Annotated in this window: 25 protein-coding genes; 12 read left to right on the forward strand and 13 right to left on the reverse strand. The window is 58.2% G+C overall.

What is annotated here, in order from left to right; translation table 11 throughout:
- Positions 1 to 44: 44 nt before the first annotated feature.
- Entirely contained in the window at positions 45 to 686 is a 642-nt protein-coding gene (locus tag NLK58_RS11820) for a c-type cytochrome (protein ID WP_341580810.1), read from the forward strand.
- Positions 687 to 784: 98 nt separating this feature from the next.
- On the opposite strand, the gene NLK58_RS11825 is transcribed toward NLK58_RS11820, so the two are convergent.
- Positions 785 to 2,020 (reverse strand): alginate export family protein, encoded by a 1,236-nt coding sequence (locus tag NLK58_RS11825; RefSeq protein ID WP_341580811.1) that lies wholly within the window; start codon positions 2,018 to 2,020, stop codon positions 785 to 787.
- Positions 2,021 to 2,261: 241 nt separating this feature from the next.
- Complete coding sequence (locus NLK58_RS11830) at positions 2,262 to 3,716, reverse strand: rhomboid family intramembrane serine protease (RefSeq protein ID WP_117618729.1); 1,455 nt, start codon at positions 3,714 to 3,716, stop codon at positions 2,262 to 2,264.
- Between the two features lie 227 nt (positions 3,717 to 3,943).
- Between NLK58_RS11830 and NLK58_RS11835 the strand changes: the two genes are divergently transcribed.
- Positions 3,944 to 4,384 (forward strand): OmpA family protein, encoded by a 441-nt coding sequence (locus NLK58_RS11835; RefSeq protein WP_117618730.1) that lies wholly within the window; start codon positions 3,944 to 3,946, stop codon positions 4,382 to 4,384.
- 89 nt (positions 4,385 to 4,473) lie between these two features.
- Here NLK58_RS11835 and NLK58_RS11840 read toward each other — a convergent pair whose 3' ends face one another.
- The 5 genes from NLK58_RS11840 to NLK58_RS11860 all read right to left on the reverse strand — a co-directional run bounded on the left by NLK58_RS11840 (position 4,474) and on the right by NLK58_RS11860 (position 8,565).
- Positions 4,474 to 4,875, reverse strand: a complete 402-nt coding sequence (locus tag NLK58_RS11840; RefSeq protein WP_117618731.1) for an MAPEG family protein — start codon at positions 4,873 to 4,875, stop codon at positions 4,474 to 4,476.
- Positions 4,876 to 4,877: 2 nt separating this feature from the next.
- On the reverse strand, positions 4,878 to 5,120 hold the full coding sequence (locus NLK58_RS11845) for a GlsB/YeaQ/YmgE family stress response membrane protein (protein ID WP_341580812.1): 243 nt from the start codon (positions 5,118 to 5,120) through the stop codon (positions 4,878 to 4,880).
- A gap of 95 nt (positions 5,121 to 5,215) precedes the next feature.
- Positions 5,216 to 5,914, reverse strand: a complete 699-nt coding sequence (locus NLK58_RS11850) for a 1-acyl-sn-glycerol-3-phosphate acyltransferase (RefSeq protein ID WP_117620370.1) — start codon at positions 5,912 to 5,914, stop codon at positions 5,216 to 5,218.
- A gap of 48 nt (positions 5,915 to 5,962) precedes the next feature.
- Positions 5,963 to 6,559 carry a class GN sortase gene (locus NLK58_RS11855; protein ID WP_341580813.1) on the reverse strand — a complete coding sequence of 199 codons (597 nt, stop codon included), beginning with the start codon at positions 6,557 to 6,559 and terminating at the stop codon, positions 5,963 to 5,965.
- The gene (locus NLK58_RS11860; RefSeq protein WP_341582798.1) at positions 6,556 to 8,565 is read right to left on the reverse strand and encodes a marine proteobacterial sortase target protein; all 2,010 of its coding nucleotides are present in this window, start codon (positions 8,563 to 8,565) and stop codon (positions 6,556 to 6,558) included. The genes NLK58_RS11855 and NLK58_RS11860 overlap by 4 nt, the downstream gene beginning before the upstream one ends.
- Before the next feature lie 337 nt (positions 8,566 to 8,902).
- Here NLK58_RS11860 and pdsR point away from each other — a divergent pair, with 337 nt between their 5' ends.
- The 3 genes from pdsR to NLK58_RS11875 are packed head-to-tail and all read left to right on the forward strand — an operon-like array spanning position 8,903 to position 12,975.
- Entirely contained in the window at positions 8,903 to 9,604 is a 702-nt protein-coding gene (pdsR, locus tag NLK58_RS11865) for a proteobacterial dedicated sortase system response regulator (protein ID WP_117618734.1), read from the forward strand.
- A gap of 3 nt (positions 9,605 to 9,607) precedes the next feature.
- Positions 9,608 to 11,650 carry an ATP-binding protein gene (locus NLK58_RS11870; protein ID WP_341580814.1) on the forward strand — a complete coding sequence of 681 codons (2,043 nt, stop codon included), beginning with the start codon at positions 9,608 to 9,610 and terminating at the stop codon, positions 11,648 to 11,650.
- Between the two features lie 17 nt (positions 11,651 to 11,667).
- Complete coding sequence (locus NLK58_RS11875) at positions 11,668 to 12,975, forward strand: DUF3422 domain-containing protein (protein ID WP_341580815.1); 1,308 nt, start codon at positions 11,668 to 11,670, stop codon at positions 12,973 to 12,975.
- 40 nt (positions 12,976 to 13,015) lie between these two features.
- On the opposite strand, the gene NLK58_RS11880 is transcribed toward NLK58_RS11875, so the two are convergent.
- On the reverse strand, positions 13,016 to 13,801 hold the full coding sequence (locus NLK58_RS11880; protein ID WP_117618737.1) for an ATP-binding protein: 786 nt from the start codon (positions 13,799 to 13,801) through the stop codon (positions 13,016 to 13,018).
- 87 nt (positions 13,802 to 13,888) lie between these two features.
- On the opposite strand from NLK58_RS11880, the gene NLK58_RS11885 reads away from it, so the two are divergent.
- From NLK58_RS11885 to cysK, 3 genes are all read left to right on the forward strand, one after another.
- Positions 13,889 to 14,332: a methylglyoxal synthase gene (locus NLK58_RS11885; protein WP_117618738.1), complete on the forward strand. Its 444-nt coding sequence runs from the start codon at positions 13,889 to 13,891 to the stop codon at positions 14,330 to 14,332.
- Positions 14,333 to 14,442: 110 nt separating this feature from the next.
- Positions 14,443 to 17,316 carry a transporter substrate-binding domain-containing protein gene (locus NLK58_RS11890; RefSeq protein WP_227539266.1) on the forward strand — a complete coding sequence of 958 codons (2,874 nt, stop codon included), beginning with the start codon at positions 14,443 to 14,445 and terminating at the stop codon, positions 17,314 to 17,316.
- A gap of 42 nt (positions 17,317 to 17,358) precedes the next feature.
- Positions 17,359 to 18,330, forward strand: a complete 972-nt coding sequence (gene cysK, locus NLK58_RS11895; RefSeq protein WP_341580816.1) for a cysteine synthase A — start codon at positions 17,359 to 17,361, stop codon at positions 18,328 to 18,330.
- Between the two features lie 39 nt (positions 18,331 to 18,369).
- Here the strand turns inward: cysK and NLK58_RS11900 are convergent, their stop codons facing one another.
- The 5 genes from NLK58_RS11900 to NLK58_RS11920 all read right to left on the reverse strand — a co-directional run bounded on the left by NLK58_RS11900 (position 18,370) and on the right by NLK58_RS11920 (position 21,475).
- On the reverse strand, positions 18,370 to 18,948 hold the full coding sequence (locus NLK58_RS11900) for a porin family protein (protein ID WP_341580817.1): 579 nt from the start codon (positions 18,946 to 18,948) through the stop codon (positions 18,370 to 18,372).
- Positions 18,949 to 19,116: 168 nt separating this feature from the next.
- Positions 19,117 to 19,602: a hypothetical protein gene (locus tag NLK58_RS11905; protein ID WP_341580818.1), complete on the reverse strand. Its 486-nt coding sequence runs from the start codon at positions 19,600 to 19,602 to the stop codon at positions 19,117 to 19,119.
- A 32-nt stretch (positions 19,603 to 19,634) separates the two neighbouring features.
- On the reverse strand, positions 19,635 to 19,958 hold the full coding sequence (locus NLK58_RS11910; RefSeq protein ID WP_341580819.1) for a hypothetical protein: 324 nt from the start codon (positions 19,956 to 19,958) through the stop codon (positions 19,635 to 19,637).
- A 151-nt stretch (positions 19,959 to 20,109) separates the two neighbouring features.
- The gene (locus tag NLK58_RS11915) at positions 20,110 to 20,964 is read right to left on the reverse strand and encodes a DNA ligase (protein ID WP_341580820.1); all 855 of its coding nucleotides are present in this window, start codon (positions 20,962 to 20,964) and stop codon (positions 20,110 to 20,112) included.
- A gap of 61 nt (positions 20,965 to 21,025) precedes the next feature.
- On the reverse strand, positions 21,026 to 21,475 hold the full coding sequence (locus NLK58_RS11920) for a DUF4124 domain-containing protein (protein ID WP_341580821.1): 450 nt from the start codon (positions 21,473 to 21,475) through the stop codon (positions 21,026 to 21,028).
- Between the two features lie 529 nt (positions 21,476 to 22,004).
- Between NLK58_RS11920 and NLK58_RS11925 the strand changes: the two genes are divergently transcribed.
- From NLK58_RS11925 to NLK58_RS11940, 4 genes are all read left to right on the forward strand, one after another.
- A complete protein-coding gene (locus NLK58_RS11925) occupies positions 22,005 to 23,165 on the forward strand; it encodes a transposase (RefSeq protein ID WP_117616802.1) in 1,161 nt (386 codons plus the stop codon).
- Between the two features lie 803 nt (positions 23,166 to 23,968).
- Positions 23,969 to 24,886: a restriction endonuclease gene (locus tag NLK58_RS11930; protein ID WP_341580822.1), complete on the forward strand. Its 918-nt coding sequence runs from the start codon at positions 23,969 to 23,971 to the stop codon at positions 24,884 to 24,886.
- Positions 24,887 to 25,038: 152 nt separating this feature from the next.
- Positions 25,039 to 25,422 (forward strand): transposase zinc-binding domain-containing protein, encoded by a 384-nt coding sequence (locus tag NLK58_RS11935; RefSeq protein WP_341580823.1) that lies wholly within the window; start codon positions 25,039 to 25,041, stop codon positions 25,420 to 25,422.
- Positions 25,419 to 26,198 carry a transposase gene (locus NLK58_RS11940; RefSeq protein WP_341580824.1) on the forward strand — a complete coding sequence of 260 codons (780 nt, stop codon included), beginning with the start codon at positions 25,419 to 25,421 and terminating at the stop codon, positions 26,196 to 26,198. Before NLK58_RS11935 ends, NLK58_RS11940 begins: the two co-directional genes overlap by 4 nt.
- The last annotated feature ends 93 nt before the right edge of the window (positions 26,199 to 26,291 follow it).

Consider the following 26,291-nt stretch of genomic DNA (forward strand, 5'->3'; position numbering starts at 1 on the left):
AGTGGTCGAATATCCTTTGCCCTTCCCGTAGCAGTAGGTGGCTTATGATTCGTAGTTCTCGCCTGAGGAATCTGGTGTTGGCGCTTGGCCTGACAACCTCCTCCCTCGCACTTGCGGGTTCGACAGACGATGCAATGGACCAGCTTAACGCCATCATGGCGGATGATGAGAAACGGCAGGCCAGCTACGAGGCGGGGCACGAGCGCATTCGATTCTGTGGTTATTGCCATGGCGAGGATGGCAATAGCAAGCGGGATTACATTCCGAATCTCGCGGCACAGCATCCGCTATACCTCTTCAACCAGTTTGAAAAGTTCCGGGCCGGCACCCGCGAAGACTATGTGATGTCGAAACTGGCGAAGACGCTTTCGCTGGAAGAGCGGATTAACATCGCGGTTTACTACAGCCAGCAGACTGCCAAACCCCGGACCGGTAGCGACCCGGCCCTGGCAGAAACAGGCGGAAAGCTATTTGCTGGGCGGTGTGCGGCGTGCCATCAAAAAGACGCTCAGGGCTTTCGTGATATGCCGCGGCTTGCGGGGCAGCCGGCGGAGTATCTTGAGATTGCCTTGGAGCGGTTTCAGGACATGGATCCCGAGAAGCAAAGCACGCCCATGATTGGGATCGCCGCGACTTTGTCAGAGGGGGATATTAAGGCTTTGGCTGAGTATCTGACGGAGAGGTAAACCCGCGTAGCTCCATAATGAGCGGGTGGGAACGGAAAACCAGAAAACGCCCCCTGGGGATCGTTTTCTGGCCTGAAGTTAACACCAATTATGGCGGATCAGAACTTCACTCCAGCCCACAACCAGGCCTTGTCCGTATCGACACCAAAGTCATCGGCCGAGAAACTGGCGAACTTGGCGCCCACACTGCGGTTCTCATCAATGGCATACGTCGCCCGAAGACCGAGTTCGCTGCCATAATCAACACTATTCCTATCACTACTGAAGTCCCGATAGACCACCATCAGCTTGACCCCGTTGACCGAGGTCGCAACGGACGCATGGATATCCTGCAGGCCGTCCACCGGGGTTACCAGGAACTGATCGGTCCAGCCGTTCATGGCGTGAAGCGTCGCCAACGGTGTCTGGAACGCATTGCCGTCATCGGAGCCGAGGGTTTCCACACCCGCCTTAAACGTCACTCCCAAGGCTGCTAGTCCTGCGTCCAGGAGCCAGTAGTCCACATCAAAACTTTGGGGATTGTCCCCGTAGTCGCTCTGGCGCGCATACTCAAGTGTGTAAACGGCCTTAGCCCCCTCGGTAATGGCCGTTCCTCCATCGAAACGCAAGCCAAGGGTCTGCGTAGACAAAGAGGGTAAATCGGTAAAGTCCAGCAGGTAGCCGTAACCCGTCACCGTGCCTGCTGCCAGCCCCTCATACTGAACATTGAGCACCGGAGCACGCATGCGGAAATCACCCACCGGACTCGCATCTGAAAAAATTCGATTGGCATTATACAAATAGCCTGCGGTTATCCGTGTATCCCGAAGCGAGGTGTTAATGGCGGTGAACCCGTCAAAGGTCTGCTCATTCTGACGCCAGCCAACGTTGCCGATAAAGCGATGGTTGTCCAGCGCAAGACGCTGACGGCCGTAGGTCAAGGTCGTATCCGCCAGACCGCGATAGCGCAGGTAGGCCTGGTTGACCTCGGTTTCTGTAGGGTCGGCCACCACCGAGTGGTCAACGGTGCCGTTGACGGTGCTGTTGTAGTTCTCATCACCTACCGCAGTGACGTTCTCAGCCTCCATGAATAACTCGAACCCCTGATACTGAGCAGTGCGGTAACCCAGGCGTGTGCGGATGGTGGAGGCTTGGGCATTATCAAGCGGGTTGTCCTGGTCGACAAACTCGTAGCGATAACGAATATCAGCCGACGCTGTGCCAGAGGTCAGCGCATCGGTAATGCTTTGCGACGCCACCGGAGTCGCTGTCGAGACCAATAAAATGCCGAGCGGCAAAACCGGCAGCGACAGTTTCCGGGCGCGCGAACTGAAGAGCAGTGATCGTTTTTTCATCGGTATTGTACCTTGTGTGCTGGCTAACGGGTTGCTGACAAACAGAAGCGGATGAAGCTGTGCGAGTCTAGGGCGCTTCAAACCGTACCAACCTTGATGAAAGTCAGCCGAGAGCTCTGACCACCCGGTAAACGGCATATAACAGACCAAAATACCTATAAATAATAACAACCTACCCACATGGTGGTACTTGTTTTAACCTCTCAATCGCTCGTGATGATTAATATCTGCGGATAAGTCCTCAAAAATGCGCGGCTTCCAGAATCTGCTGATAGTGGCGGGCCTTGGGCGTCATCTGGCGTTTCTCAAATTCTTCAGCCAGTAGCCGGCAGGCTTCAGTAGTGAGCAGTTCGTCACCGGTGCTTCTGAGCCGTTCAAAGGCTTTCTCCGCTGCTTTGAGATCATGCTGTTTCAGGCTGCTGAACAGCACCCGGTTATGATCTTCCGCCGTTAATGGATGGTGAGGTTCCCCTTTAGCCAGATACTCCTGCCAGATGGCAATCGTCTGCTCCGGCTGGCGACGGCCAAGGGCATCATTCATCAGCTCCCTGGCACGGTCGCGGTATTGCGGCAGGTCTGGCCGGAGTTTGGCCAGGTGGTAGAGATGTTCCAGCAGGATGGGCCGCTCCGGATAATGCTCACGCAAGGCTTCGAACTGGCGGCGGGCCAGATCAAACTCCATTCGGCCGAGGCTGGCCATGGCCTGGGCATAGCTGGTGGTGAAGCGGGCGTCCTGTTCCTCTTCTTTGGGCTCGAAGAATTCCTCACGCACCTGCAGCCAGCTTTTGCCCAGCAGCCAGACCAGGCTCGCGCCGGCGATCAGGCCGCCGGCGTGGGCCATGTAGGCGATCCCCGTGGCACCGGCAAACCAGTAATCGTAGATTTCCTTGCCCAGCCAGACCGGCAGTATGGCGATGGCCGGCGCCCGGAAATAGTTGAAATAAACACCCAGGAAGTAGAAGAACCGGATTTTCCGCAAGCCGTAAATGGCCACGTACATGCCCATCAGCCCGGATATTGAGCCGGATGCTCCCACCAGAGGAACGTAGCTGCCGGTGGAGAACGCAGTGAACACCAGGCCGGACAGGGCGCCACACATCAGGTAGGCAAGCAGAAACTTACCCGGCCCCAGAGCCTTCTCAACCGTGAAGCCCAGCAGAAACAGGAACACCAGGTTACCGATGATATGGCCCCAGCCCCCATGCAGGAACTGGTAGGTAATCAGGGTATGGAGTGACAGATCAGCAGGTACCAGCCCGAGCTGGTTGGCACTCAGCTTCTGGAGGTAATTCAGCTCAATGGCACTGCGCTGCTCCTGCCAGTAGGCCCGCTCAGCCTGCGCCCAGATCACATCCTGGTTGCGCAGCAAGTATTGGTGGAACTCCCGGTCCAGCAACAGGTTGGCCGCCAGCCAGACGTTCTCGTTTGCCTCCCGGAGTTGCTGGAACCGCTGGAGTTCGTAAATCCGGCTCTGCTCACCTTCGAACCGGATCTGGCGTTGCAGATAATCCTCGTACGCCGGTGCTTCCAGAACGTGGAGCTCGGCATCCAGATATTGCTCAACCGCCAGTTCAAGCTTGCGGCTGTCGCCGCCCTGGTAGAACAGGAAAACCAGCAGGCTCGCCATCATCAGACCCAGGGTGACCCAGGGCGGGCGCTTCCAGTTGATCGCGTTTTCGGCGGGGATAATCAGCATGGGCGGTCACAATTCATCATAATCTGTCCCGGAAAGTGTGTTTTTTACCACAGCCACGCCTTCTTTTCGCGTTCAAATGGAATCCGGTGCAAAGGTCGCCCCGGGTCAATACCGGAAATGTGCACACTCCCTTATCGACCATTCGCCAATTGCCGTTATTCCTGCTCCCGCCAATAGTGAACAGGAATAACAAGAAAAACCGGATACCCGAAACAAGGATTCTTCAGATGACCATACTCGTATTGGACAACCCGGAGCTGATTGCCAAAGCAGCGATTGCAGCCGGCTTCACCCCTGCGGCCTTTGAGGCCGGGAGCAGGCGACCACACCGGATGAAGTTTCATTACGGCTTCAACAAGCACTCTCTGGACAGTGAAGACCTGGCGTTCCTGAAACAGCATGCCGCCTACCTCAGGCAGCATCCTTCAGTCAGTATCAGGGTCCATGGCCACTCGGACAACTTTGGCCCGGAAGACTACAACCGGTTCCTGTCCCGGTTGAGAGCAAACGCGGTGGCAAAAACCCTGGTGCGGGAAGGCGTCCCAGAGCACCGGATTCTGGTGGCCCATTGGGGCGCGGGTCGCCCACTGGCAACCCCGGAAGACCATGCGGCCAATCGACGCGTTGAACTGGAATACCTGACCCTGGATGTGGCGCAGGCTCTCTAGCAGCCTCTCGAACGAAAAGAAGGGGGCCTCGCCTCCTTCTCTGTAACTCCACCTCTGTCGCTCCGCCGTTCCTGCCAGTGACCGTAGCTTCAGCCGTAAACCTGCCAGACATTCCACAGCAATAATACCGCAGCAACCAGTATCGCCAACCAGGTCAGCAGAATGCCGATCATCCGGGCCTTATGGAGTCCACCGCGGCCATTGATCATGCCCCAGGCATGGAGAAGGCGGCCGACGACCAGCGCCATACCTGTCCAGTAGATCAACCCACTGGCCACACCGTTGAGCTCTGCGATAGCCAGCATGATCAAACCCAGGGGGGCATACTCAATCAGGTTGGCATGAGCCCGCACCGCGGCCTCGAAATCCCGGTCATCAGCAACGCCAAGTCCCTTGCGGTATTTCAGGCGGAACCTGACAACCCGGGCCGACAATACCAGCAGAAGAATACCAATAACTGCGGCAAACACTCCGGTTACGGGTACGATCATGCTCAGGCCTTCTTGATTGCGCTAACGATGGCCAGCAGCAGGATTGCGCCAACGGTTGCCGTCACCAACTCACCGACGGCACCCTGGGCCGCCAGCCCCAGTAGGCGAAACACAAAGCCGCCGAGGAACGAGCCAACAATACCAATACCGATATTGGCCAGAATACCAAAGCCCCGGCCTTTCATGATAAGTCCGGCCAGCCAGCCGGCGACACCACCAATAATCAGAAACAGAATCAGATTCATCTCTTGCCTCTCCCTGAGGGTCGTTGAACGAAACGATTATTCCCGCAAAGACTGCCCTGTTTCCGCTGGTGCTTCAAGCACTTCCGGTGGCCGGATCAGAGGGTGGCAATGGCTTCCGCCATTTGCCGGTGACAGCGCGCCGTCAGCTCGGGAATATCCCCGATGGTCAGGCCTTCCGTCTCTACCGGAGGCAGAACCCGGACGGCGACCGACTCACGCCGGCCGCGCCAGCCAATGGCCTTATCACGGTACTGCTGGATGCATACCATGGTGATGGGGGCCCCGGATGCGACAGCGGCGTGAAAGGCACCTTTCTTGAATTTCTGGAGTCCGCGGCCCCGGCTACGGGTTCCTTCCGGGAACACCCAGAGGCTTTTCCGGTCTCCCGCGATGGCGCTGGCGGTGGCCTGCATGACGGCAACGGCTTTGTGGGACCGGCCCCGGTTGAGGATAACGTTGCCGCCGAGCCAGAACACCTGGCCAAAGAAAGGCACCCAGACCAGTGCGGATTTGCCAACAGTCACCGTGCGCGGTGGCAGCAGATCGCCTATCACGAACAGATCGTCATTGTGCTGGTGGTTGGCGATGACCACGGTGGGCCGGCCTGTCGGTATGTTCTCGCGCCCTTCGAGGGGCCTTTCCATGCCAAGAAGTGCCCTGCCCACCCGGGCCACAGCCCAGCCCAGCAAACGGTTGTTGTCCGGGTTGAATGGCCGGGCAACATACAGCACCATCGCAAACAGACAGATGACCGGCACGCTCAACCACGCCAGGAATTTTCTGATAACGCCCATGTAACACAACTCTGCAACCAAATTATGGCGCACAAGTGTACGCCAACCTTATATCCTGGTGACAGTGTCAATTTGTTCCCGGGGGGCCGTGATCCCGGCGGCTCGCGCCCGCACCACGTACCTGAGGGGGCCACCCGCATCGACACTGTTGAACGGATAGCAGGTCACCAGCAACAGGGTGCCACCCGGTAACCGCTGGGTGTCAATCAGCTCTGAACGGCTGTCCACCACACGCGTGTTTTCGACACGGTAACTGCGCCACCGGCCATTGCGGCCCTGAAGCCTGATTTCGTTGCCGGTCTCCAGCACATTGAGGCCACGAAAATGGGTGTCCCGGTGCCCGGCAATAATCACCGCCCCGTTGCCATCGTCGTCGCCGGCCAGCCGGCCGGGCCCGAACGCCAGGCTCTCGCCGTGAGTGTCGGCCAGAACGATCATCGAATCGTTCAGCTCCGGTATGGCCAGGCGGGCAACCGGCCAGGTGTCCGCCCAGGGCCAGGGCCGTGATTCCGTCTGCCGGGCCTGGCTCTCTGCCCAGGCAACCTCAAGCATTTCCTGGGCCAGCACCGCCTTGAGCGGAATCCACAACCCGAATACCAGCAAGGTAGCAGAGCTGGTCAACAGCAACAGCAGCAGCCTGGTCACGGCAACGCCCTCCTCTGCAGCAGCACAATCGCGACGGCGAACATCAGCCCGACAAGTCCAAGGGCGATCAGCACGGGCGCGGCGGTTGCGGTTTGCGGATACCGGAGCATTCCCGCCTCGCTCCCCGCCGGCAGTAACGTGGGCAGGTTGTCCGGGGCCAAGGGCGTTCCCGCATCCCGGACCGGGGTTGTATCCACTGCCACAAAACTGGTGTAAGCCGACATCAATCCATGAGCGACCGCCAGCTTCGTAATAGCCGCTTTGTCAGGCTCCTGGCCGGATACCCTGGCCTCATCCTGCAGACTGTCGATTTTCTCTCTGGCCCAATGACGATAAAGCCCGGTTCCCGGTGCTGCCTGCTGCAGATCCAGGGTTTTCCGCCAGTCCTCGCCATCCGGCAAACGACCCGACACCCTGAGTTCTCCCATGGCCGAAACACCACGCGCCACGTGAATCAGCGGTTCGCCCTGAAACAGATCGCCGGCGCGTCGGGGAAAACTCTCAACACCCGCCTCCTGGCCAGGCCACTGCACCTGGATATCCGTCAGAACCGGTGCTTCCATGGCCGAGAACAGCGCTTGCAGAGGCCCGCTCATATCCGACGCCGAGTGAATCGCGGTATAGGTACCCCGGCCCCAGCGAGCGGCTTCCCGCATGAAGTGCCGGTTCGGGGCCGAACCGATGCCCACCGTAAACAACCGCTGGTCACCCAGCTGCTGACGGATCTGACGAAACAGGCCGGCTTCATCGCCCACCGCACCATCGGTGATAAAAATCACCTGGCGTACCCGTGGTGACTCCTCTTCCCTGCCCTCGCGATCCTGCAAAGCCAGCGACAGCGCCGGTGCCATTTCGGTGCCACCATCGGCCCTCAGGCGAGCCACATACTGACGGGCACGGGCAAGGTTATTGCCGGTGGCGACCTCCGGCTGCATGAACAGGGCGTGGGTCTGGCTGTTGAACCGGATCACATTGAACCTGTCCCGGGGTGTCAGGGTTTGCAGACCCGCCTGCAAGGCACTGCGGGCCTGGCGGATGGACTCCCCGGCCATGGACCCGGACGTGTCGATCACGAACACCAGCTCCCTGGGCAGAACGCGTTTGCCGATTTGACCCGGCACCAGCATAGCCAGCAGATAATCCTCTCCCTGCCATGACTGATGAAATACCGCCGCAGAAGGCTCCCGGCCCGCCCGCGGCCGCCAGCGCACCACAAAATCCCGATCCATCAGAATACTGCCCTCAGCGGGCCGCACCGTGACCGTCTGGCCATCCTGGCTGGCCTGGCTGGTTGTCAACTGGTGGGACGGACTGGAAACCTCCTCCAGCGGCAGTCCGGCATCAATCAACAACTCAATCGACGCCCGGTGGCTGTCCCCTGCCACATCGGCCGGCTTGACGGTAAAGGGGCTAATGGCATCGGCATCCGCCACCTCGGTCGTAGGCAAAGCCCAGCCACCCTGCCACTGATCCGTTGAAGCCCGGATGGGTGTTCCGGGCATATAACGGGGCGTCAGCGTGGTGGGAAGACTCAGCTCAAACACCCCGGCCTGATACCCCACCGGCTGCTGATAATTCAGCTCCACCGACACCGTCTCCCCCGGCGGAATATTGGCCACCCGGGCGGTGAACAGATTCGGGCGCTGCTGCTCAACATTCGCCGCATGCTGCCCGGCCTGTTTCGCTTTCTCATAGGTTCGCCGGGCCATCTCCTTCGGTTGCACCTTGCCCTCAATCGTCCGCTCCCCCACCTTCATCGTCAGGCCATACACACTGGCCTTCTCCGGCAACGGAAACACAAACACCCCCTCCCGCCACTGGTCACTGGTGTTCCGGAAACTGCGCACCAGCCGGGTGTCGGCAATCAACCCGCTGACCCGGATATCAAACTCACTGCCCAGCACCAGCGCCGGTTCCTGCCACTGACCCTGGCCATCGACAAAGTGAAGCTGGCCGACGTTGTCTGTTACATTCGCCTCGGCATAAAGAGGATGCACAAACAGCATCAGCAAGACAGCGAACCAGAGGCTTACCCCCTCCCAAACACGCCTGGAGTTAAGTTTCTGAAAGCGCGTAAAAACTGAGGCAAGTGCGCGGCTCTTTCCGAAAACGGGGGAGTAAAACCGTAAAAAGGAGTTAGAAAGCATCATGGCGGAATCCTTTTGACTGCATGACTGTGCGAAACACCCCCATTTCAGCAATCCGGAAAGGAACTCCCATGGCAGAATGCGACAAACCGGCCACAAAAAATGATGAATTATGGCAACAACGCCCTCCGCCCTTGTCATCAATACCTGCCGTGGTTAAATAGATACTCACCGGCCAGGGGAAACAGCCGACACCATGAAGAAACACCTTGTTCTGATTGAGGACGAACCCGCCATCCGCGACAACTACCGCGCCGCTTTCGAGCGCCGCGGCTACCGGGTATCTGCCCATGGCGACCGGGCATCGGCCTGGCAGGTGCTGCGACAATCGCTGCCGGATCTGGCCATTATTGATGTCGGCCTGGGAGACGAGCCGGAAGGCGGCTTTGCCCTGTGCCAGGACCTGCGCTCACTGTCGCAAACCCTGCCCATCATCTTCCTGACCGCCAGGGACAGCGACATCGATTCGGTGCACGGCCTGCGCCTGGGCGCCGACGATTACGTCACCAAAGACATGAGCCTGGACCACCTGCTGGCCCGGGTTACCGCCTTGCTGCGCCGGGCCGATGCCTGGGCCGAAGCCCTACAGAAGCCGGACGAAGTTCTGCAACGGGGCCAACTCGCCCTCAACGTGGATCGCATGACCGTCGCCTGGAACGATGCACCCATCGACCTGACCGTGACCGAATTCTGGATGCTGTATTCACTGGTTCAGCACCCGGGCCACGTCCGCAGCCGGGAACAGCTGATGGAAGCCGCCAGCACGGTGCTGGACGACAATACCGTGACCTCCCACATCAAACGCATCCGGCGCAAGTTCCTGCAGCTGGATGAAACCTTCGATGGCATCCAGACCGCCTACGGCATGGGCTATCGCTGGAATGCCCGTGAGGTCTGAGCCTTGAACCTGAAGCGCCAGCTGCTCGTTGCCAGCCTGCTGATGCTGCTGATTCCCTGGGCAGGTCTGCAGTTTGTCCTGGAGCTGGACGATGCCCTGCGACAACAGGCCCGGCAACACCTCCGGGAACAGGCCGAACGGCTGGCCGAGACCGCCGGCGATCTGATGATCGGCATGCCCGCAGTGGCCTCTGGTGAACCCGCGATTTACGTTGAACCTCTCACCGGTACCATCAACCTGGACGGCTATGGCGACGACTGGCCGGGCTATGACGAAGAAAACCCACTCCGGAATTGGCAGAGCAGCAACGCTTCCGGCTCCGGCCTGCCAACCCTGCATTGGCAGGCCGCCACCGACCAGCAAAACCTGTACCTGCTGGTCCGTGTCACTCCACGCCAGCCGGTGTTCTTCAACCCCGGTAATCCGGACCAGCCCCACGACCGGCTCAGACTGTGGCTGAAGCCCGACATCCAAAGCGTTTCGCCTGACCAGTCAGCACTTTCCTGGCTGATCCGCACACCAGCACCAGGGCAGGTTTATGGCCTGATCGGGGCCACCCTGAAACCGGACTACCGGGTTTCCAGCTTCTGGCAAGGTGCGGGCGATGGCTGGCAACTCGAGCTGAGGTTACCCATGCCCAAGGGCCGCAGTCGGCTTGGTTTTGCGGCCCTTTGGGGAGAGCGAGGGAGCGGGAACCGGGAAATGGCGGTCTCAACCCCGACCGACCCGCTGCCGGTACTGGTCAGCCGTAACCTGGCCCTTGAACGGCAACTTGAACCGCAGCTGAACCGGGGCCAGCGCGCCCGTCTGGTGGAACCGGCAGGCTGGGTTATTGCGAGGCAGAGTGCCGCTTCTACCCCGCCAGGTCCGAAATTCAACACCCTCAGCCCGCTTCAGGTGATGGAACAGATCAGTCTCAACGCACTCCGGGCGCTGGTGCGCTTTTACCAACCGGAGCCAACGGCCATCCAGACCGGCAGAAACCGGATAGACACCGACACACTCCCCGGCGAAGGCCTGGTTCGCCACGAGGATGACAGCGTCTGGCTACTGACCACCCGGCCGGTGTTCGGTGGCCGCACACTGATCCTGGAACAGTCCCTGGATCAGCTCCTGACGCTGTCCGGCTCTACGCTCGGCTCAGTCATTGCCCGCAGCACCCTCATTATCGTGGCCCTGACACTGGTGCTGCTCGGCTACGCCAGCTGGCTGTCGTGGCGCATTACCCGGCTGCAACGGGCGGTCAGCGCCAGTATTGACGAGGATGGGCGGATAACGGGTACGGTGCCGGACTCCCGTGCGAAGGATGAACTGGGCCAGTTGCAAAGGCATTTCAGCCTGATGGTGGATCGCCTCCATGGTTACAACCGCTACCTGGAAAGTTTTTCCCGGCGCCTCTCCCATGAACTGAAAACACCGGTTGCCGTGGTGCGCTCGTCACTGGAAAACCTCAGCCATTGCGATTCTGAGGCCGAGCGCAGGCAATACATTGAGCGGGCAGCCTCGGCCACCGAACGTCTCCGGCAGATACTCCATGGCATGAGTGAAGCCGCCCGGCTGGAACAGAGCCTGGACCACGCCGACAAGGAACCATTTGACCTGGCCGAGGTCGCAACCCAGGCCACCGCCGCCTACCAGGCACTGGATAGCGGCCATCGAATCCGTTATTCCGGTCCGGAAGCGGGCCTGCAGATGACCGGTTCGCCGGAGCTGATGGTGCAGCTGCTCGACAAACTGGTGGACAATGCCCGGGATTTCACACCGGAAAGGGGGCTGATTGAAGTCGGACTGGAAGCCACAACCGATGGCCTCTGCCTGTCGGTTTTCAACGAGGGCTCCGCCCTGCCGGAAAGCCCCGCCACAGACATCTTCAGCCCCTTCGTATCACTGCGGGAAGGGCAGGAACAGGGCCACCTGGGCCAGGGCCTGCTCATTGTCAGCCTGATTGCCGACTACCATGGTGGCCGTGTGGACGCACAGAACCACACCCAAGGTGGCATTGACGGTGTATGCTTCCGCGTTATTATCCCCGCCATCCATTCTTGAAACAGGACTGCACCGCCGTGAGCGCACGACTGGACTCCCTCGACATTCATCCACTTCGCAACGAACTCTATAACGAGCTGCACTCGCGTCCCTTCCAGGTGCTGCCAACTCCGGCACGGGTCACCCAGATGGCGGTGCTGACCACCCCGGAACAGCGCCAGCAGCAGTTCCGGCACCTGCAGGAGCTGCACCGGGTGCTGGGCCAGCCGGTGCCGGAGCACGAAACAGGCTGTTTTGAGCACACGTTCGGTTCCCTCCGGGTACGCCGTGAAATGCACATGGAGTTTGCCTCCTACACCTTCATCAATCTGGCCGCCAGCAACAAGGCCCCCTTCACCGAAGCTGGCATTACACCGCTTCCGGAAGGCTGGCTGGAGCAGTTGTCCGGCACCGTGATCGCCGCCTTTCACCTGGAAATACGACCAGCCGCAGACGGAACCGAGGGGGATCTGGACTATGTCCGCAAACACTTTGAAGGCATGCGCCTGGTCGGCAGCAGCCCCCAGGAAGGCGCCGCCCGGGTGTGGGGCACCTTCAGGCTGCACAGCGACGGGTTTGGCCGATTCATGGTGATGAACCACCACATGTCCGACAGCCAGATCGGGCGCCTCACCCAGCGGCTGATGGAGATTGAGACCTATCGCCTGATGTCGCTGCTGGCGTTGCCGGTAGCCCGGAAAATCACCCCATCCCTGAATGATATGGACGAAAAGCTGGCGGTGATCACCCAGTCTCTTGCCGAGAATCAGGAAGTTGATGAAGAAAAGCTGCTCGCCCAGCTGACCAATATCGCCGCCCGCATTGAGGCCTTCCGGGCCCACTCCACCTTCCGTTTCTCCGCTACCCGCGCCTATCATCGGCTGGTGCTGACCCGACTGGAGGAGCTGCGGGAAGACGAACTGTCCGGCCACCTGACCCTCACCGAATTCATGACCCGCCGGCTGACACCGGCGGTAAAAACCTGCGAAGCGGTCAGCGAACGCCTGGAAGACCTGTCACGCCGGGTGGACCGGGCCTCGGACATGATGCGGACCCGGGTGGAACTGGCCATTCAGAGCCAGAACCAGCAACTGCTCAGTTCCATGGACCGACGCTCCAGGATCCAGCTGATGATGCAACACACCGTGGAAGGTTTCTCGGTGGTGGCCATTACCTACTACCTGATCGGGCTGCTCAAGTTTGGCCTGGATTCGATTTACGAGGCAGGCTTCGCCGTCAACAAAACACTGATTCTCGGCGTCGCCATTCCCGTGGTCATGACCCTGGTGTTCCTTGGCGTCCGGATGGTTCACCATCACTTCATCAAAATGGCGAAACAGCAGTAGCCGACACCAGCAGCCTGTCGGACTTAAGGCTGACAGGCTGCTAACTGCCGGCGCCCGCCTCTCCGGCAAACTGCCGGTAAAACTGCTGGGCCGTGCGGCCATTGCGGACACCCTTGGCGGTGGCGAAACGGATGGCCTCCCGGTGCAGGCTCTCCCTGTCGGCCACCTCCGGAAACAGGGCATCCACCGCTTGCAGGTAGATCTCCTGAGAAAACGCGTAGAACGACAGCTGCAGGCCGAAGCGATCCGCCAGCGACACCTGCTCCTCGATGGCTTCCGCCGGGTGTACTTCACCGTCGCGCATCTCGCTTTTGAGGTTGTCAGACATGAACTCCGGCATCAGGTGCCGGCGATTGGAGGTGGCATACACCCGCACATTCTCCGGCGGCAATTCCAGGGAGCCCTCCAGCACACTTTTCAGGGCCTTGTAGCCAGTCTCGCCGACATCAAACGACAGATCATCGCAAAAGATCACGAACCGGAACGGCAAATCGCAGATGTCATCGACGATTTCCGGCAGATTCACCAGATCATCCTTGTCCACCTCAATCATCCGCAGCCCGCGCTCCTGGTAGCGATTCAGCAGCGCCTTGATCAGAGACGACTTGCCCGTGCCCCGGGAGCCCCAAAGCAAAGCGTTGTTGGAAGGCTCACCGGCGAGAAAACGCTCAGTATTGCGGGCCAGTGCCTGTTGCTGCCGGCGGATGCCGGCGAGATCCTGCCATTGCACCGGATCGAGCCGGCGAATCGCCCGCAGACCGGAGCGGTGACGGCGCCAGACCGCCGCCGGCGTGGTTTGCCAGTCTATAGATACAGTTCCGGACATACACCTCTTTCCTATTCCGTCCCGTGTCAGCCTGTGAAACACTGAACACTCTGTTTATAACCGGTTGAAAAGGAGACTTTACCCCAAATGGCCGTAAAATCCGTTGCCCTGGTGGCACACGACAACAAGAAAAAGGAACTGGTGGACTGGGTCGCGGACAACCGCACCCGCTTTGCTCCGCTGAAACTCTATGCCACCGGCACCACCGGCCGGCTGTTGCGGGACAATCTGGAGCGGGACGACATTCATTGCCTGCTCAGTGGCCCGTTAGGGGGAGATCAGCAAATCGGCGCCAAGATTGCCGAGGGCGAAATCGATCTGCTGGTGTTTTTCTGGGACCCCCTCGAACCCCAGCCCCATGACCCCGACATCAAGGCCCTGCTAAGGATCGCGGCACTCTGGAACATTCCCGTGGCCTGTAACCGGGCAACGGCGGAATTCATCCTGACTTCTGCCTACATGACTGACGACCAGCACCAGCCGAAAAAACCGGATTTCTCCGATTACACCGGTCGCCCGGTCGGCGCCTGAGGCATTAGGCAAGGCCAGTGGTTATGACTACACTGATAAGGTAGCTGTAACGGACCGCCGGCACGCCAATGAATAGTCATGCCACTTTCCTCCAACATCGGTTTTTGAGCGTGGCCGTTGCTCTCTTCTGGGTTCTGTGTCTGCTGCCCGCATCGCCGCTGGCAACGGCAGAGCAGTCGAACGAAACGATAACTGTCGGCATTGTCGGTGATAACAAACCCTATTCCTTTGATGACGGTCCGGGGGCCTCCGGTTTTTCCGTCGATGTTCTCCGGGAGGTCGCCAGGCAGTCCGGTCTGAACTTCGTCTTCCGAGCTGGCAGTTGGCCGGAGATCTACGATGCGTTCCTGCGCGGAGAGCTTGATGTTATCGACGGAATTTCGTTCCATCCGGATCACGCTGAAAAAGTCCTGTTTACTGAGCCGTACCACCTGCGTCAGACCTTCCTGATGCACAATACCCAGACACCGATCGGAAAGATCAGCACAATAGAGGACCTCAAAGGCAGTCGAGTAGGTTTGGTACGTGACGTTTATTATCGCGATGCCCTGGCAGGTCAGGGTATTTCCATCACTACCTACGACTCTCTATACAGCCTTATCCGGGCACTCGCATTTGGCTGGGTGGATGTTATTGTCGGTCCAAGGCTGACTCTCCAGTACTACGCTAGCCAAGCTGGATTCGGCTTTCTCGAGATCGCCGGTGCGGCCCCCTTCGGAGAGCTCTCTAACGAGGATTTCCGCATTGGAGTTCTGAAAACCAACCAGGACCTCTTTCAAAAGATCAGTCGTGGCCTGCAACAGATTCCACAACCGCGAATACAGGAGTTGCTTGAGCGCTGGCGGGAATTCGGCGGCAACAACCTCAACAAAGTCACAGAATTTACCCTGACCCCGGAACAGCGCCGGTTTATTTCGGAAACCGGTCCGGTTCGCGTAGGTTTAATGCGGGATTATGCCCCTTACAGTTTTGAAAGCGGCACCCGTATTCACGGTTTGAGTATTGATGTGCTTAACCGCATATCGGACCTGACCGGATTGCAGGTGATTCCAGTCGAAGGGCAGTGGATCGAATTGTTACCGTTGTTCCGTGACGGCGAAATTGATCTTCTGGCCAACATGTCTTTCAGACCCGAACGTCAGACCTTCACTCGCTTTACCCAGCCTTACCACACGATTCCCAATGTTGCCTTTACCCATGACCCGTCCCTGAGACTGGAGACACTTGACGACCTCAGGGGGCAACGCGTAGCGCTGGGTTCCGGCATCTATTACGAAAAACCCGTCAGAGCTGCATTGGGTGACAATGCGAGGATATTCACAACGCAGGACGCCATGTTCCAGGCCCTGGCCAGAGACGAGGTCGATGTGGTTCTCGCCGCTTTGCCCAATGGCAATTTCTGGATACGGGAGCTGGGTATCCCCGGAGTACGAATCGCGGGTGAACTGATGCTGGAGGGCCAGGCTGGCGAAGATCTCCGTTTCGGGGTAAGGCCCGGACTCGCCCCGCTGGCCGACATTCTTGATCAGGCACTGTCAGCCATCAGCGCTGAAGAGATGCATGCGATCGAGAGCCGTTGGCTGGGAGCCAGCGTTGACCGGCAGGTAGCTGAAACGGGTGAGGTGACTCTGAATGCAATAGAGCTGGCCTGGCTGGAAGCCCATAACAGTCAGTTAAACATGTGTGTTGATCCACACTGGTTTCCACTTGAAGGCATAGACGCCGAAGGCAACCATACCGGATTGTCCGCCGAGGTGGCCCGCTTGTTCTCAAAACGTGCACCTGTGCGGTTTGAGCTGGTTCGCACAGACAGCTGGAAAGAATCCATGAGAGCCGCCAGACAAGGCAAGTGCGATATCTTCACGATGGCAATGAAGACCCCTGAACGGTCCCGATTCCTGAATTTTACCGAGCCGTACCTTGAGGTGCCGACTGTTGTTCTTGGCCGGATTGAAGCCCCCTTCATCGAGCGCGTGGGAGATCTGCGGGGCCAGAGGATTGGCGTTGTCGAGGATTACGCGTTCGCGGAGCTTTTGCAGAACCGCTACCCCTCTCTCAATCTTATCGAAGTCGGGAACGAACAAGACGGGCTAAGGAAACTGCAAAGCAATGAGCTGGACGGCTACATCACAACGCTGGCAACTGCCAGCTACTACATGCAGGAACTTGGCCTTGCCGATCTGAAAGTAATTGGCAGAGTTCCCGCAGACTGGTCACTCTCCGTGGCAACGAGAAAGGACGAGCCTGTTGTTCTGGGCATCATGCAAAAGCTGGTTTCCAGCCTCACCGCCCAGGAGCGGAAAGACCTTGAACGGCAGTGGCGGAACTTACGGCTCAAGCAATCCGTGGACTACACCCTGACCTGGCAACTGCTGGTCGCTGGCGTGCTGATTACCGCTCTGCTGGTTCACTGGAACCGGAAACTCAACCGCCTCAATAAAGACCTGACCGATGCCAATGAGAGGCTCGCACGTCTAAGCGTAACGGACGACCTGACGCAATTAGGCAACCGAAGCTACTTTGACCAGGAGTTCCGCAAGAGCTTCCAGTGGTGTCAGCGCCACAATTCAGGCTTTGCGGTCGCAATGATAGACGCGGATCATTTCAAAAAAATCAACGACAGTTATGGCCACGAAGCCGGAGATCTTTGCCTGAAAACTCTGGCAAACACCATGCGCGAACACTTCCGGCGGGAAACAGACAGGCTCTCGCGTTTTGGGGGCGAGGAATTCGTCATTTTTGCCAGCTACGAGGACAGGAATGAAATACGTAACCGCCTGGAGCGTTTCCGGGAGGCTGTCGCAAATGCCTGCAGTATTTGCGATGGCAACGATATCAAGCTGACCATCAGCATTGGTCTGGCGACCGGTATTCCGGGGCCGGATGACTCACCGGCGGAATTTCTCAGACAGGCCGACCAGGCCCTGTACCAGGCCAAAGAAAATGGTCGGAACCGGCTGGAGGCGCGAGCGGTCAGTTCCTGAGTGGTGGTAAGATTGACACAAAACAAGGATAAGGAGAAAACCATGGCACGTATTTACGAGGACAACTCACTCTCCATCGGCAACACCCCGCTGGTAAAACTGAACCGGGTCAATGACGGCGCCACCATCTGGGCCAAGATTGAGGGCCGTAACCCGGCCTACTCCGTTAAGTGCCGGATCGGCTCGGCCATGATCTGGGACGCCGAAAAACGGGGCACCCTCAAACCGGGCATGACCATCGTGGAGCCCACCAGCGGCAACACCGGCATCGCACTGGCGTTCGTGGCTGCTGCCCGCGGCTACAAACTGGTCCTGACCATGCCGGCCTCTATGAGCCTGGAACGCCGGAAGGTCCTGAAAGCCCTGGGGGCGGAACTGGTGCTTACGGAGCCAGCCAAAGGCATGCCGGGCGCCATCGCCAGAGCAGAAGAGATTTTCGCCTCCGATCCGGACAACCATTTCCTGCCCCAGCAGTTCCAGAACCCTGCCAACCCACGGATTCACGAAGACACTACGGGCCCGGAGATCTGGAATGACACGGACGGTGAGGTGGACATCTTCGTGGCCGGTGTCGGTACCGGCGGCACGCTGACCGGTGTGTCCCGCTACATCAAGGACACCCGTGGCAAGAAGATCACCACCGTCGCCGTCGAGCCCACGGATTCACCGGTCATCACCCAGGTGATGAATGGGGAAGACCCCAAACCTGCGCCCCACAAGATTCAGGGCATTGGCGCCGGCTTTGTACCCAAGAACCTGGACCTGGAACTGGTTGACCAGGTAGAACTGGTGTCCAACGAGGAGTCCATGGACATGGCCCACCGGCTGATGCAGGAGGAAGGCATTCTCTGCGGCATTTCCTGCGGTGCCGCCGTTGTCGCGGCGGTCCGGGTGAGCAAGCAGCCGGAGCACAAAGGCAAGAACATCGTCGTGGTATTGCCGGATTCGGCAGAACGCTATCTTTCCTCAGCCCTGTTTGCTGACCGATTTGGCGAGCTGGAAAACGTGCAGTAAGGAAAAAAAGGCGCAGCCTTGTGCTGCGCCTTGTGCTCATCAGAACTGGTACTTCAGGCCAACCCGGCCGGTATCAAACTCCGGCCCGCTGTTGGTCACCTGGCCGTTGAAATCTTCTTCATCAATGTCAACGTTGTAGCGGTTGTACTCCGCGAACGCCGTCAGCTGCTGCGTTACGCGGAAATCCACACCGGCACCCACAAAGGGCGTCACCTCATCGTAAGTCTCGCTCTCGTCGAAGGCGTCCACATCAAAGGCCGAGGCAAATACACCGGCTTTGCCGTATACACCAAAGCTGTCAGTCAACGGCAGACGACCAATCGCGCCCAGGCCAACTCCTTTGAGTTTGCCTTCCACATCATCTTCGCCGAAGTTCCCAAAATCGATGTACTCCGCTTCCAGAGCAAAAAACGGATTGAACTGGTAGCCAAGGGCTGCGCCAAGCAGGTCGTTCTCGTCCTCAAACTCTCCACCGTGGGCTTTGTAACCACCGTAGCTACCGCTGATGTATGGGCCTGACTGATCTCGCTCCTCGCTGCCCTGAGCCAGGGCGGCGGGGACAGAAAAGGCAGATGCTGTGAAAAATGCTGCACAGGCGAAACGGATTCCGGAATTCATAAGGCTTTCCTCCTGGTGAGTTCAGATGTCCTTCTCATTCCATGGGTAACCGAAAGCAGTCTCTCAATTACCCGAACTCACCCTACTAGGGGTTGTGCCTGAAGTGGGTTAAAACCGGCCTAAGAATTGGTAATCCTGGATTAACCAAAAAGGAGAAAGGCGATCAAGTCAAGGGGCCGTCCCTTGATCTGCCGGCGAGTTGTTATCTTGAGCAGAAGCCTCACCGGTGCCCGCGCTGTTATCAGTTACTCCGGAGTCCGCCCGTTTCATCAGAACCATGCCACCTTGCAGCAGCAATGATTTAAGTCGGGGGTCTCCCTGTTCCGCGATCCCCACAGCAAAAGCCATCAGGGCCGCCTCCAGAGGATTTTCCTTAATCAGGTCGCGAAGCACGTCAATACCGGAACCCGATTTGCCATTGGCCTCTTTACGGCGTTTGCCCGAAAAAGCTGGGCGAGTTAAACGCAGAAAAAAGAGCGCAAGGAAAAAGACACAGACGAACCCGACCAGCCCCATGGCTCCGGCCTCGCCAAGCAAGGGGGACAGTGCCAGGATTACTGCCTGAACCAGAAGATAAAACCCGGTAAGTAACAGGGTGGTGAGCAAGACCATCGCCAATACAAAGCCAATGAGGGCAGCGGCAGCCTTGCGCAACGCACCCTGAACCTGAGCAGAATCAAGCATGATCAGCGATCAAGCAGTTTGCCCACCAGAATACCGGCCAGGAACATGATAATAATGCTGAGGAACGGCCGTTCTTCAATTTTGTGCTCAACGTCATGAAAGGCTTTGTCTCCAGCATCCTTTGCGCGATGCAATACTTCATCGCCTTTCTGTTTGACCTGATCCAAGGCCTCACGGCTCTCGCGACGAATTTCATCTCTGAGGCTGCTGATGTTGCTTTTCTGGCTTTCCGAAACAGTCCGGGTCAGTTTGGACAAATCGTCCCGGAGCGCTTGCAGATCCCGCTTTACCTGGTCGTAGTCGTCCTGGGTAGATTTTGCTTCCATTTTCTTCTGCCTCCTTGAACAATCGATTTACCGCTGATGTGGCGTTTCCATAATACAGTACAACCTCTGCCAGTTATTGAACCCAACAACGTAACAGCGAAGCGCCTACCCCAAAATTAGCACAGTATATTCGAGCGCGCGTTACTGTAACTTAATCCATCGGTTCGTCATTGCGGACTCGCAGAAAACTGGCAAAACGGGGCAGACCAGTGGCCGTAAGACCATAATACTTGAATGTGATCGTGCTTCCGGGCTCTGGTGGGGACGCCCTCTCGGTATCGCTGAACCCGGAACCAATCCGGAACTGCCGGCCATTTTCGAGCTCGACCAGCAGTGACCCCATCATGCCCTCGTATTTGCCACTGCCCGGCAGGTGACGAACCACCACCGCTTCGGCATCCTGGTACGGCTTCACTTTCAGCAGGTCATTCGAGCGACCGCTTCGGTAACCACTGGCCCCCAGGTGCAGCATTAACCCCTCTGCCCCGCTGTCTACCACCTCTTCCAGACGCCGCATCAACTTCTCATGGGTGCTCGCCCGCTGCTGCTCCACAAGCACCATATAGGGTGATCCGACCCTATCGACCAATGCCCTCAGCCGGGCCAGACGCTGATCGAAAGTAGCCTCCTGATCCGGAAGATCAAATACCATGAAGCGAACCTGCCGCCACTGGGCAGCTACCGGAACCACCTGACGCACCGCCCCCGATAATTCCGCAAAACGGCCACGCCCCATCCAGAGCTCGCCATCCAGGGGACGCGCCGGAAACCCTTTGGTAAACCACCCGGGCGCCCGATACTCGTGACCACCACGGGAAAGAAAGCGCTCACCGGTCCAGTAGGCTCGCACCCCGTCGAGCTTTTCACTGACCCAGTAGCCCTCAAGCGGCATGCCTTTTTGATAGACATTGGCGAGTGTGAGCTTTGGTGGTTCCGCCCAGGCCACGGGGGAAGGCAAGAAGGAAGGCAGCACCAGAAGCACGGTACAAAACAATCGGGAAAGCATGGCAGCTCCTTTGCTCTACTGGACCAGATATTCCGTTCCGGCCATAATGATCAACAGGTCGTTATTCGTTTCCGCAGGTGCTCCTCACCTTCTCCCGGAAATCCTCACGAATACGGGTATTCTCAGCCTCACTCACGAAGACCCTCTCACCCTGATCGTTGAGGTCATAAAAAGTTGAGACGCTGGCCAGATACTTGAGACGCGCCCGAAGTTTTCGGCAAACATCGGCACGCTTCTCCGCTTTCTCCTTAGCCTTGGCATCAGCCGCCCGCCGCGCCTTGCGTTCCGCCTGCTGCTGCTCCAGAAATTCCGTCATTTTCTGATGGCGTTCCCGGGCACCCGTATCCGCATTGGCCGGAGCGGCATTAACCGCAACTTCACTTGATGTCGCCTGGGCCGGTGGGCGATCTCCGAAATGGGTTTGGCCGTTGGCATTCACCCATTTGTAGACACCCGCGTTTGCGGAGAGGGGGATGGAGCAGAGGAACATTAAAACCACTAATGCTTTCACACAGAAATCCTTTTCAACTATTTGCTTCCTTGGCGCCTTTACCAACGAAAGGCTTTCACGATAGGCGAAAACTCTATCACCGCAGCCCCCGCCAACACCATGAACGACGCAACAAAAACCGCCATTTGGGGCACTTCCAGGTTTGTAGGCTACCCTGCAGGTATGAACGGACTGCCGCAGTTATACGAACGCGTTCGCAAAACTCCAAAACACCGAGTGTGAAAATAAGGTAACTATCTGATAGGGTTGAAAAGTTGGAACAGGAAGGGCGGAGTTATACGCCCATGGCCAAGAGCGGGAGTGGCTCAGGAATGAGCGTATAACTCCGGCGGTAGCCATGGTAACTGGTTCTCAAGACTCTGTTTTTGAGAGAGAATCAGGCGTTTTCCTGAGAAATCTTGAGTGGAGTTTTACGAACGGGTGATATACGAACGCGTTCGTATAATTAGCTGTTGAACTAGCCGCGCAAGCGCGGGGAGCGCGCCTGAGATCTTTGTTGATCATCGATTACTGAGTAGGGTTTTCAAGGATGAAGACGATACTACAAGAGGTGATGGGCCGGGGGTATCCGGCCCTGGCGGAGAAGACGCCTCTGCCACCGCATGTTCATCGCGCGGCCAGGGCGATGGTGCTGTGCCGCACGGCGGCACTGGGCGGTCACATACAGGGCTGCCCCGAGGGGCATGTCCAGCGGGTCTGGTACAACTCCTGCCGCCACCGCAGTTGCCCGCAATGCAACCGGATTCAGCTTGAGCGTTGGCTGGAGGGCCAGAAGTCACGCCTGATTGATCACCCCCATCGCCATGTGATCTTTACCCTGCCGCACGAATTGCATCCGTACTGGCGCCGCAACACCGACCGGATGACTCGCTGGTTGTTCCAGTCCGTGCGAGAGACGCTGATGTGTTTTTTGAGCGATCCGGCGTACCTGGGGGCCCAACCTGGCATTCTGAGCGTTTTGCACACCTGGGGGCGGTCGCTCACGTTGCACCCCCATATTCATTGCGCCATTACCGAGGGTGGTCTGGACGATCAGGGGCTGTGGCGGTTGCCGGTCAGGAACTGTTTTCTGCCGATCCGGGCGGTCATGTTCAAGTATCGTGGGCACTTCCTGGCGCAGCTGAAATCCGCCGTGGATTGCGGGGAGTTGTCGCTACCGGACGGTGAGACACCGACGAGCAGCCACAACCTGTTTAACCGATTGGGACGTAAGCCCTGGAATGTGAACCTTCGAGAGCGTTATGACAACGCGGAAGGCGTGGTGGAATACCTGGCCCGCTACGTGCGGGGCGGGCCGATGCGCCCGAGTCAGTTGTCAAGGTTCCGGACCGACCAGAACGATGTCCTGTTCCGCTACCATGCGCACCGGGACAACCCGGATGGCGGACGTAAACGGTGCCGGAAGGAACGCCTGAGTACGGGCGAATTTGCCGGGCGGTTACTGCAGCATGTGCCCCGCAAGGGGCTGAACATTGTGCGCAGTTATGGTCTGTATGCGGTTGCCTGCCGGGGCAAGCTGGACCAGGCCCGGGCGGACGTGGGGCAAGCGCCGGTTCGCCAACCGAAGCCGGTTCGGTGGCAAGGTTATCTTGGCCGTTTTCCCGACAGTCAGAAGCAGACCCACTGCTCGGTCTGTGAGCGGCAACTGACACTGATGGCCCCCATTGCCCCTTCGAGGGCTCCGCCATGAGCTGTCGGGACTCAGGGATAACAGGGAATCACACCATGACAGGCGCCGTCGGTGGGGCGCTTGTCTTGCCGGTTGCCCGGAGATCGCAGAAAATCGACGCCATTCTCCTTCGCCCGTTTCGACCGGATCAGGCCCACGCCCTTAAACTGACCCGGAATCACAGAGCCTTTCCGCTGTTCCGGAGCCCCTTCCGGAAATCTGGCGTTTCAAATCCCCATAGGCTAGCCTGAGACCTCGAGTGCGGACCAGTCCAACAAGCCGATGAACCGATCCACAGGGGCCCGGTCGCGTGCCTGCCTTAGTTCGGGTGTGCCTGAGAGTTGGCGGGAGGTGGACGGTTATCTATATCGTTAGCTGTGTAGTGCGTTGTTCCTTTTGGGTGGTTCGTGCCAGTGGCCTTGGCCGCAAGCAGGCAGCAAAACTGAAGGCCCTGCGGGGTCGCCAAGGCCGTCAGAACTCGTCGTCTTGCTGGTAGCTCAACGGGGTTTTGGTGTTGGTATAAAGGTGGGCGTTTACGTTGCGGGGCTGTCCGCCGAAACCTGATTCCTTGCTTACCTGCTACTCTGAAGTTCAGGTTCATTCACCGCATTATGGGCGGTAGTCTTAATCACAGTGCATCGGCGGTTGCCGGTGCCAAGGGGGCATCGGTGCAGGCTGTCCTGTTGGTTGCCAAAGATCGGGTTTCATCCTGGTTCGGTCGTTCGCAGCTAACAAAGCCATCAAATTCGCTCCCTACGGTCGCCGGACGCCCTTGTCAGGGCGCCGTTTATGGCCGGCGTTATAGGTAAAAATAGGAGTACCACTTGGCTGTACCTGACTTTCAATCATTGATGTTGCCACTGCTGAAGTTTTCCGCAGATGGCGAAGAGCATACGATGCAGGAAGCCCGAGAAGGGCTGGCAGCAAAAATGGAGCTGTCTCAAGATGATCTCGAAGAAAAACTGCCAAGTGGCCGGCAATCTACGTTCGCAAATCGTGTGGCATGGGCAAAAGTGTATCTGACTCAGGCAGGGGTCTTGGAGTCTCCCAAGCGGGGAAAATTCTATATTTCTGACCGCGGTAGTAAAATCCTTTCAGAAAACCCTGATCGAATCAGTATCAAGTACCTGGAACGGTTCCAAGAATTTCAGGAATTTCGGCAGGCAAGCAACAAGAACCGCACTCAACAAGTGACCCATGCGGACGACGGCGACACCTCGTCTACGACACCTGAAGAAACGCTAGAGCAAGCGTATCAACAGCTTCGGGACGAAGTCGCCAATGAGCTTCTTTATCTCATTAAAGGCAATACACCAGAGTTTTTTGAGAAACTTGTCGTTCACCTTATCGTTTCAATGGGGTATGGCGGTTCGGTGAAAGAAGCCGGAAAGGCTACGCGGAAAACAGCGGATGAAGGCATTGACGGCGTTATCAAAGAAGACCGTCTCGGGCTGGAGACGATATATCTTCAAGCAAAACGCTGGGAAGCAGCGGTTGGGCGTCCGGAAATTCAGAAATTTGTTGGCGCTCTTCATGGTCAGCGAGCCAAGAAAGGTGTGTTTATTACCACAAGCCGTTTCTCAAAAGAGGCGCTGGATTATGTTGGCCAGATCGATCCGAAAGTCGTTCTGATAGATGGCGCCGACCTTGTTCAGTTAATGATCGATCATGGGGTAGGTGTCAGTTCTGCGGCCATATACGAAGTCAAGAAAGTGGATACTGACTTCTTCATCGAAGATTGACCGATAAACCTATAACAATTTGCTGCACTCGGATAAATTACTCGCTACGCTCCTAATTTACCGGTGAGCAAGGCGTTGAACTAGCCGCGCAAGCGCGGGGAGCGCGCCTGAGATCTTTGTTGATCATCGATTACTGAGTAGGGTTTTCAAGGATGAAGACGATACTACAAGAGGTGATGGGCCGGGGGTATCCGGCCCTGGCGGAGAAGACGCCTCTGCCACCGCATGTTCATCGCGCGGCCAGGGCGGTGGTGCTGTGCCGCACGGCGGCACTGGGCGGTCACATACAGGGCTGCCCCGAGGGGCATGTCCAGCGGGTCTGGTACAACTCCTGCCGCCACCGCAGTTGCCCGCAATGCAACCGGATTCAGCTTGAGCGTTGGCTGGAGGGCCAGAAGTCACGCCTGATTGATCACCCCCATCGCCATGTGATCTTTACCCTGCCGCACGAATTGCATCCGTACTGGCGCCGCAACACCGACCGGATGACTCGCTGGTTGTTCCAGTCCGTGCGAGAGACGCTGATGTGTTTTTGAGCGATCCGGCGTACCTGGGGGCCCAACCTGGCATTCTGAGCGTTTTGCACACCTGGGGGCGGTCGCTCACGTTGCACCCCCATATTCATTGCGCCATTACCGAGGGTGGTCTGGACGATCAGGGGCTGTGGCGGTTGCCGGTCAGGAACTGTTTTCTGCCGATCCGGGCGGTCATGTTCAAGTATCGTGGGCACTTCCTGGCGCAGCTGAAATCCGCCGTGGATTGCGGGGAGTTGTCGCTACCGGACGGTGAGACACCGACGAGCAGCCACAACCTGTTTAACCGATTGGGACGTAAGCCCTGGAATGTGAACCTTCGAGAGCGTTATGACAACGCGGAAGGCGTGGTGGAATACCTGGCCCGCTACGTGCGGGGCGGGCCGATGCGCCCGAGTCAGTTGTCAAGGTTCCGGACCGACCAGAACGATGTCCTGTTCCGCTACCATGCGCACCGGGACAACCCGGATGGCGGACGTAAACGGTGCCGGAAGGAACGCCTGAGTACGGGCGAATTTGCCGGGCGGTTACTGCAGCATGTGCCCCGCAAGGGGCTGAACATTGTGCGCAGTTATGGTCTGTATGCGGTTGCCTGCCGGGGCAAGCTGGACCAGGCCCGGGCGGACGTGGGGCAAGCGCCGGTTCGCCAACCGAAGCCGGTTCGGTGGCAAGGTTATCTTGGCCGTTTTCCCGACAGTCAGAAGCAGACCCACTGCTCGGTCTGTGAGCGGCAACTGACACTGATGGCCCCCATTGCCCCTTCGAGGGCTCCGCCATGAGCTGTCGGGACTCAGGGATAACAGGGAATCACACCATGACAGGCGCCGTCGGTGGGGCGCTTGTCTTGCCGGTTGCCCGGAGATCGCAGAAAA

Origin of the sequence: Marinobacter metalliresistant (genome assembly GCF_038098645.1) — a bacterium.
Taxonomy (GTDB): Bacteria; Pseudomonadota; Gammaproteobacteria; order Pseudomonadales; family Oleiphilaceae; genus Marinobacter; species Marinobacter metalliresistant.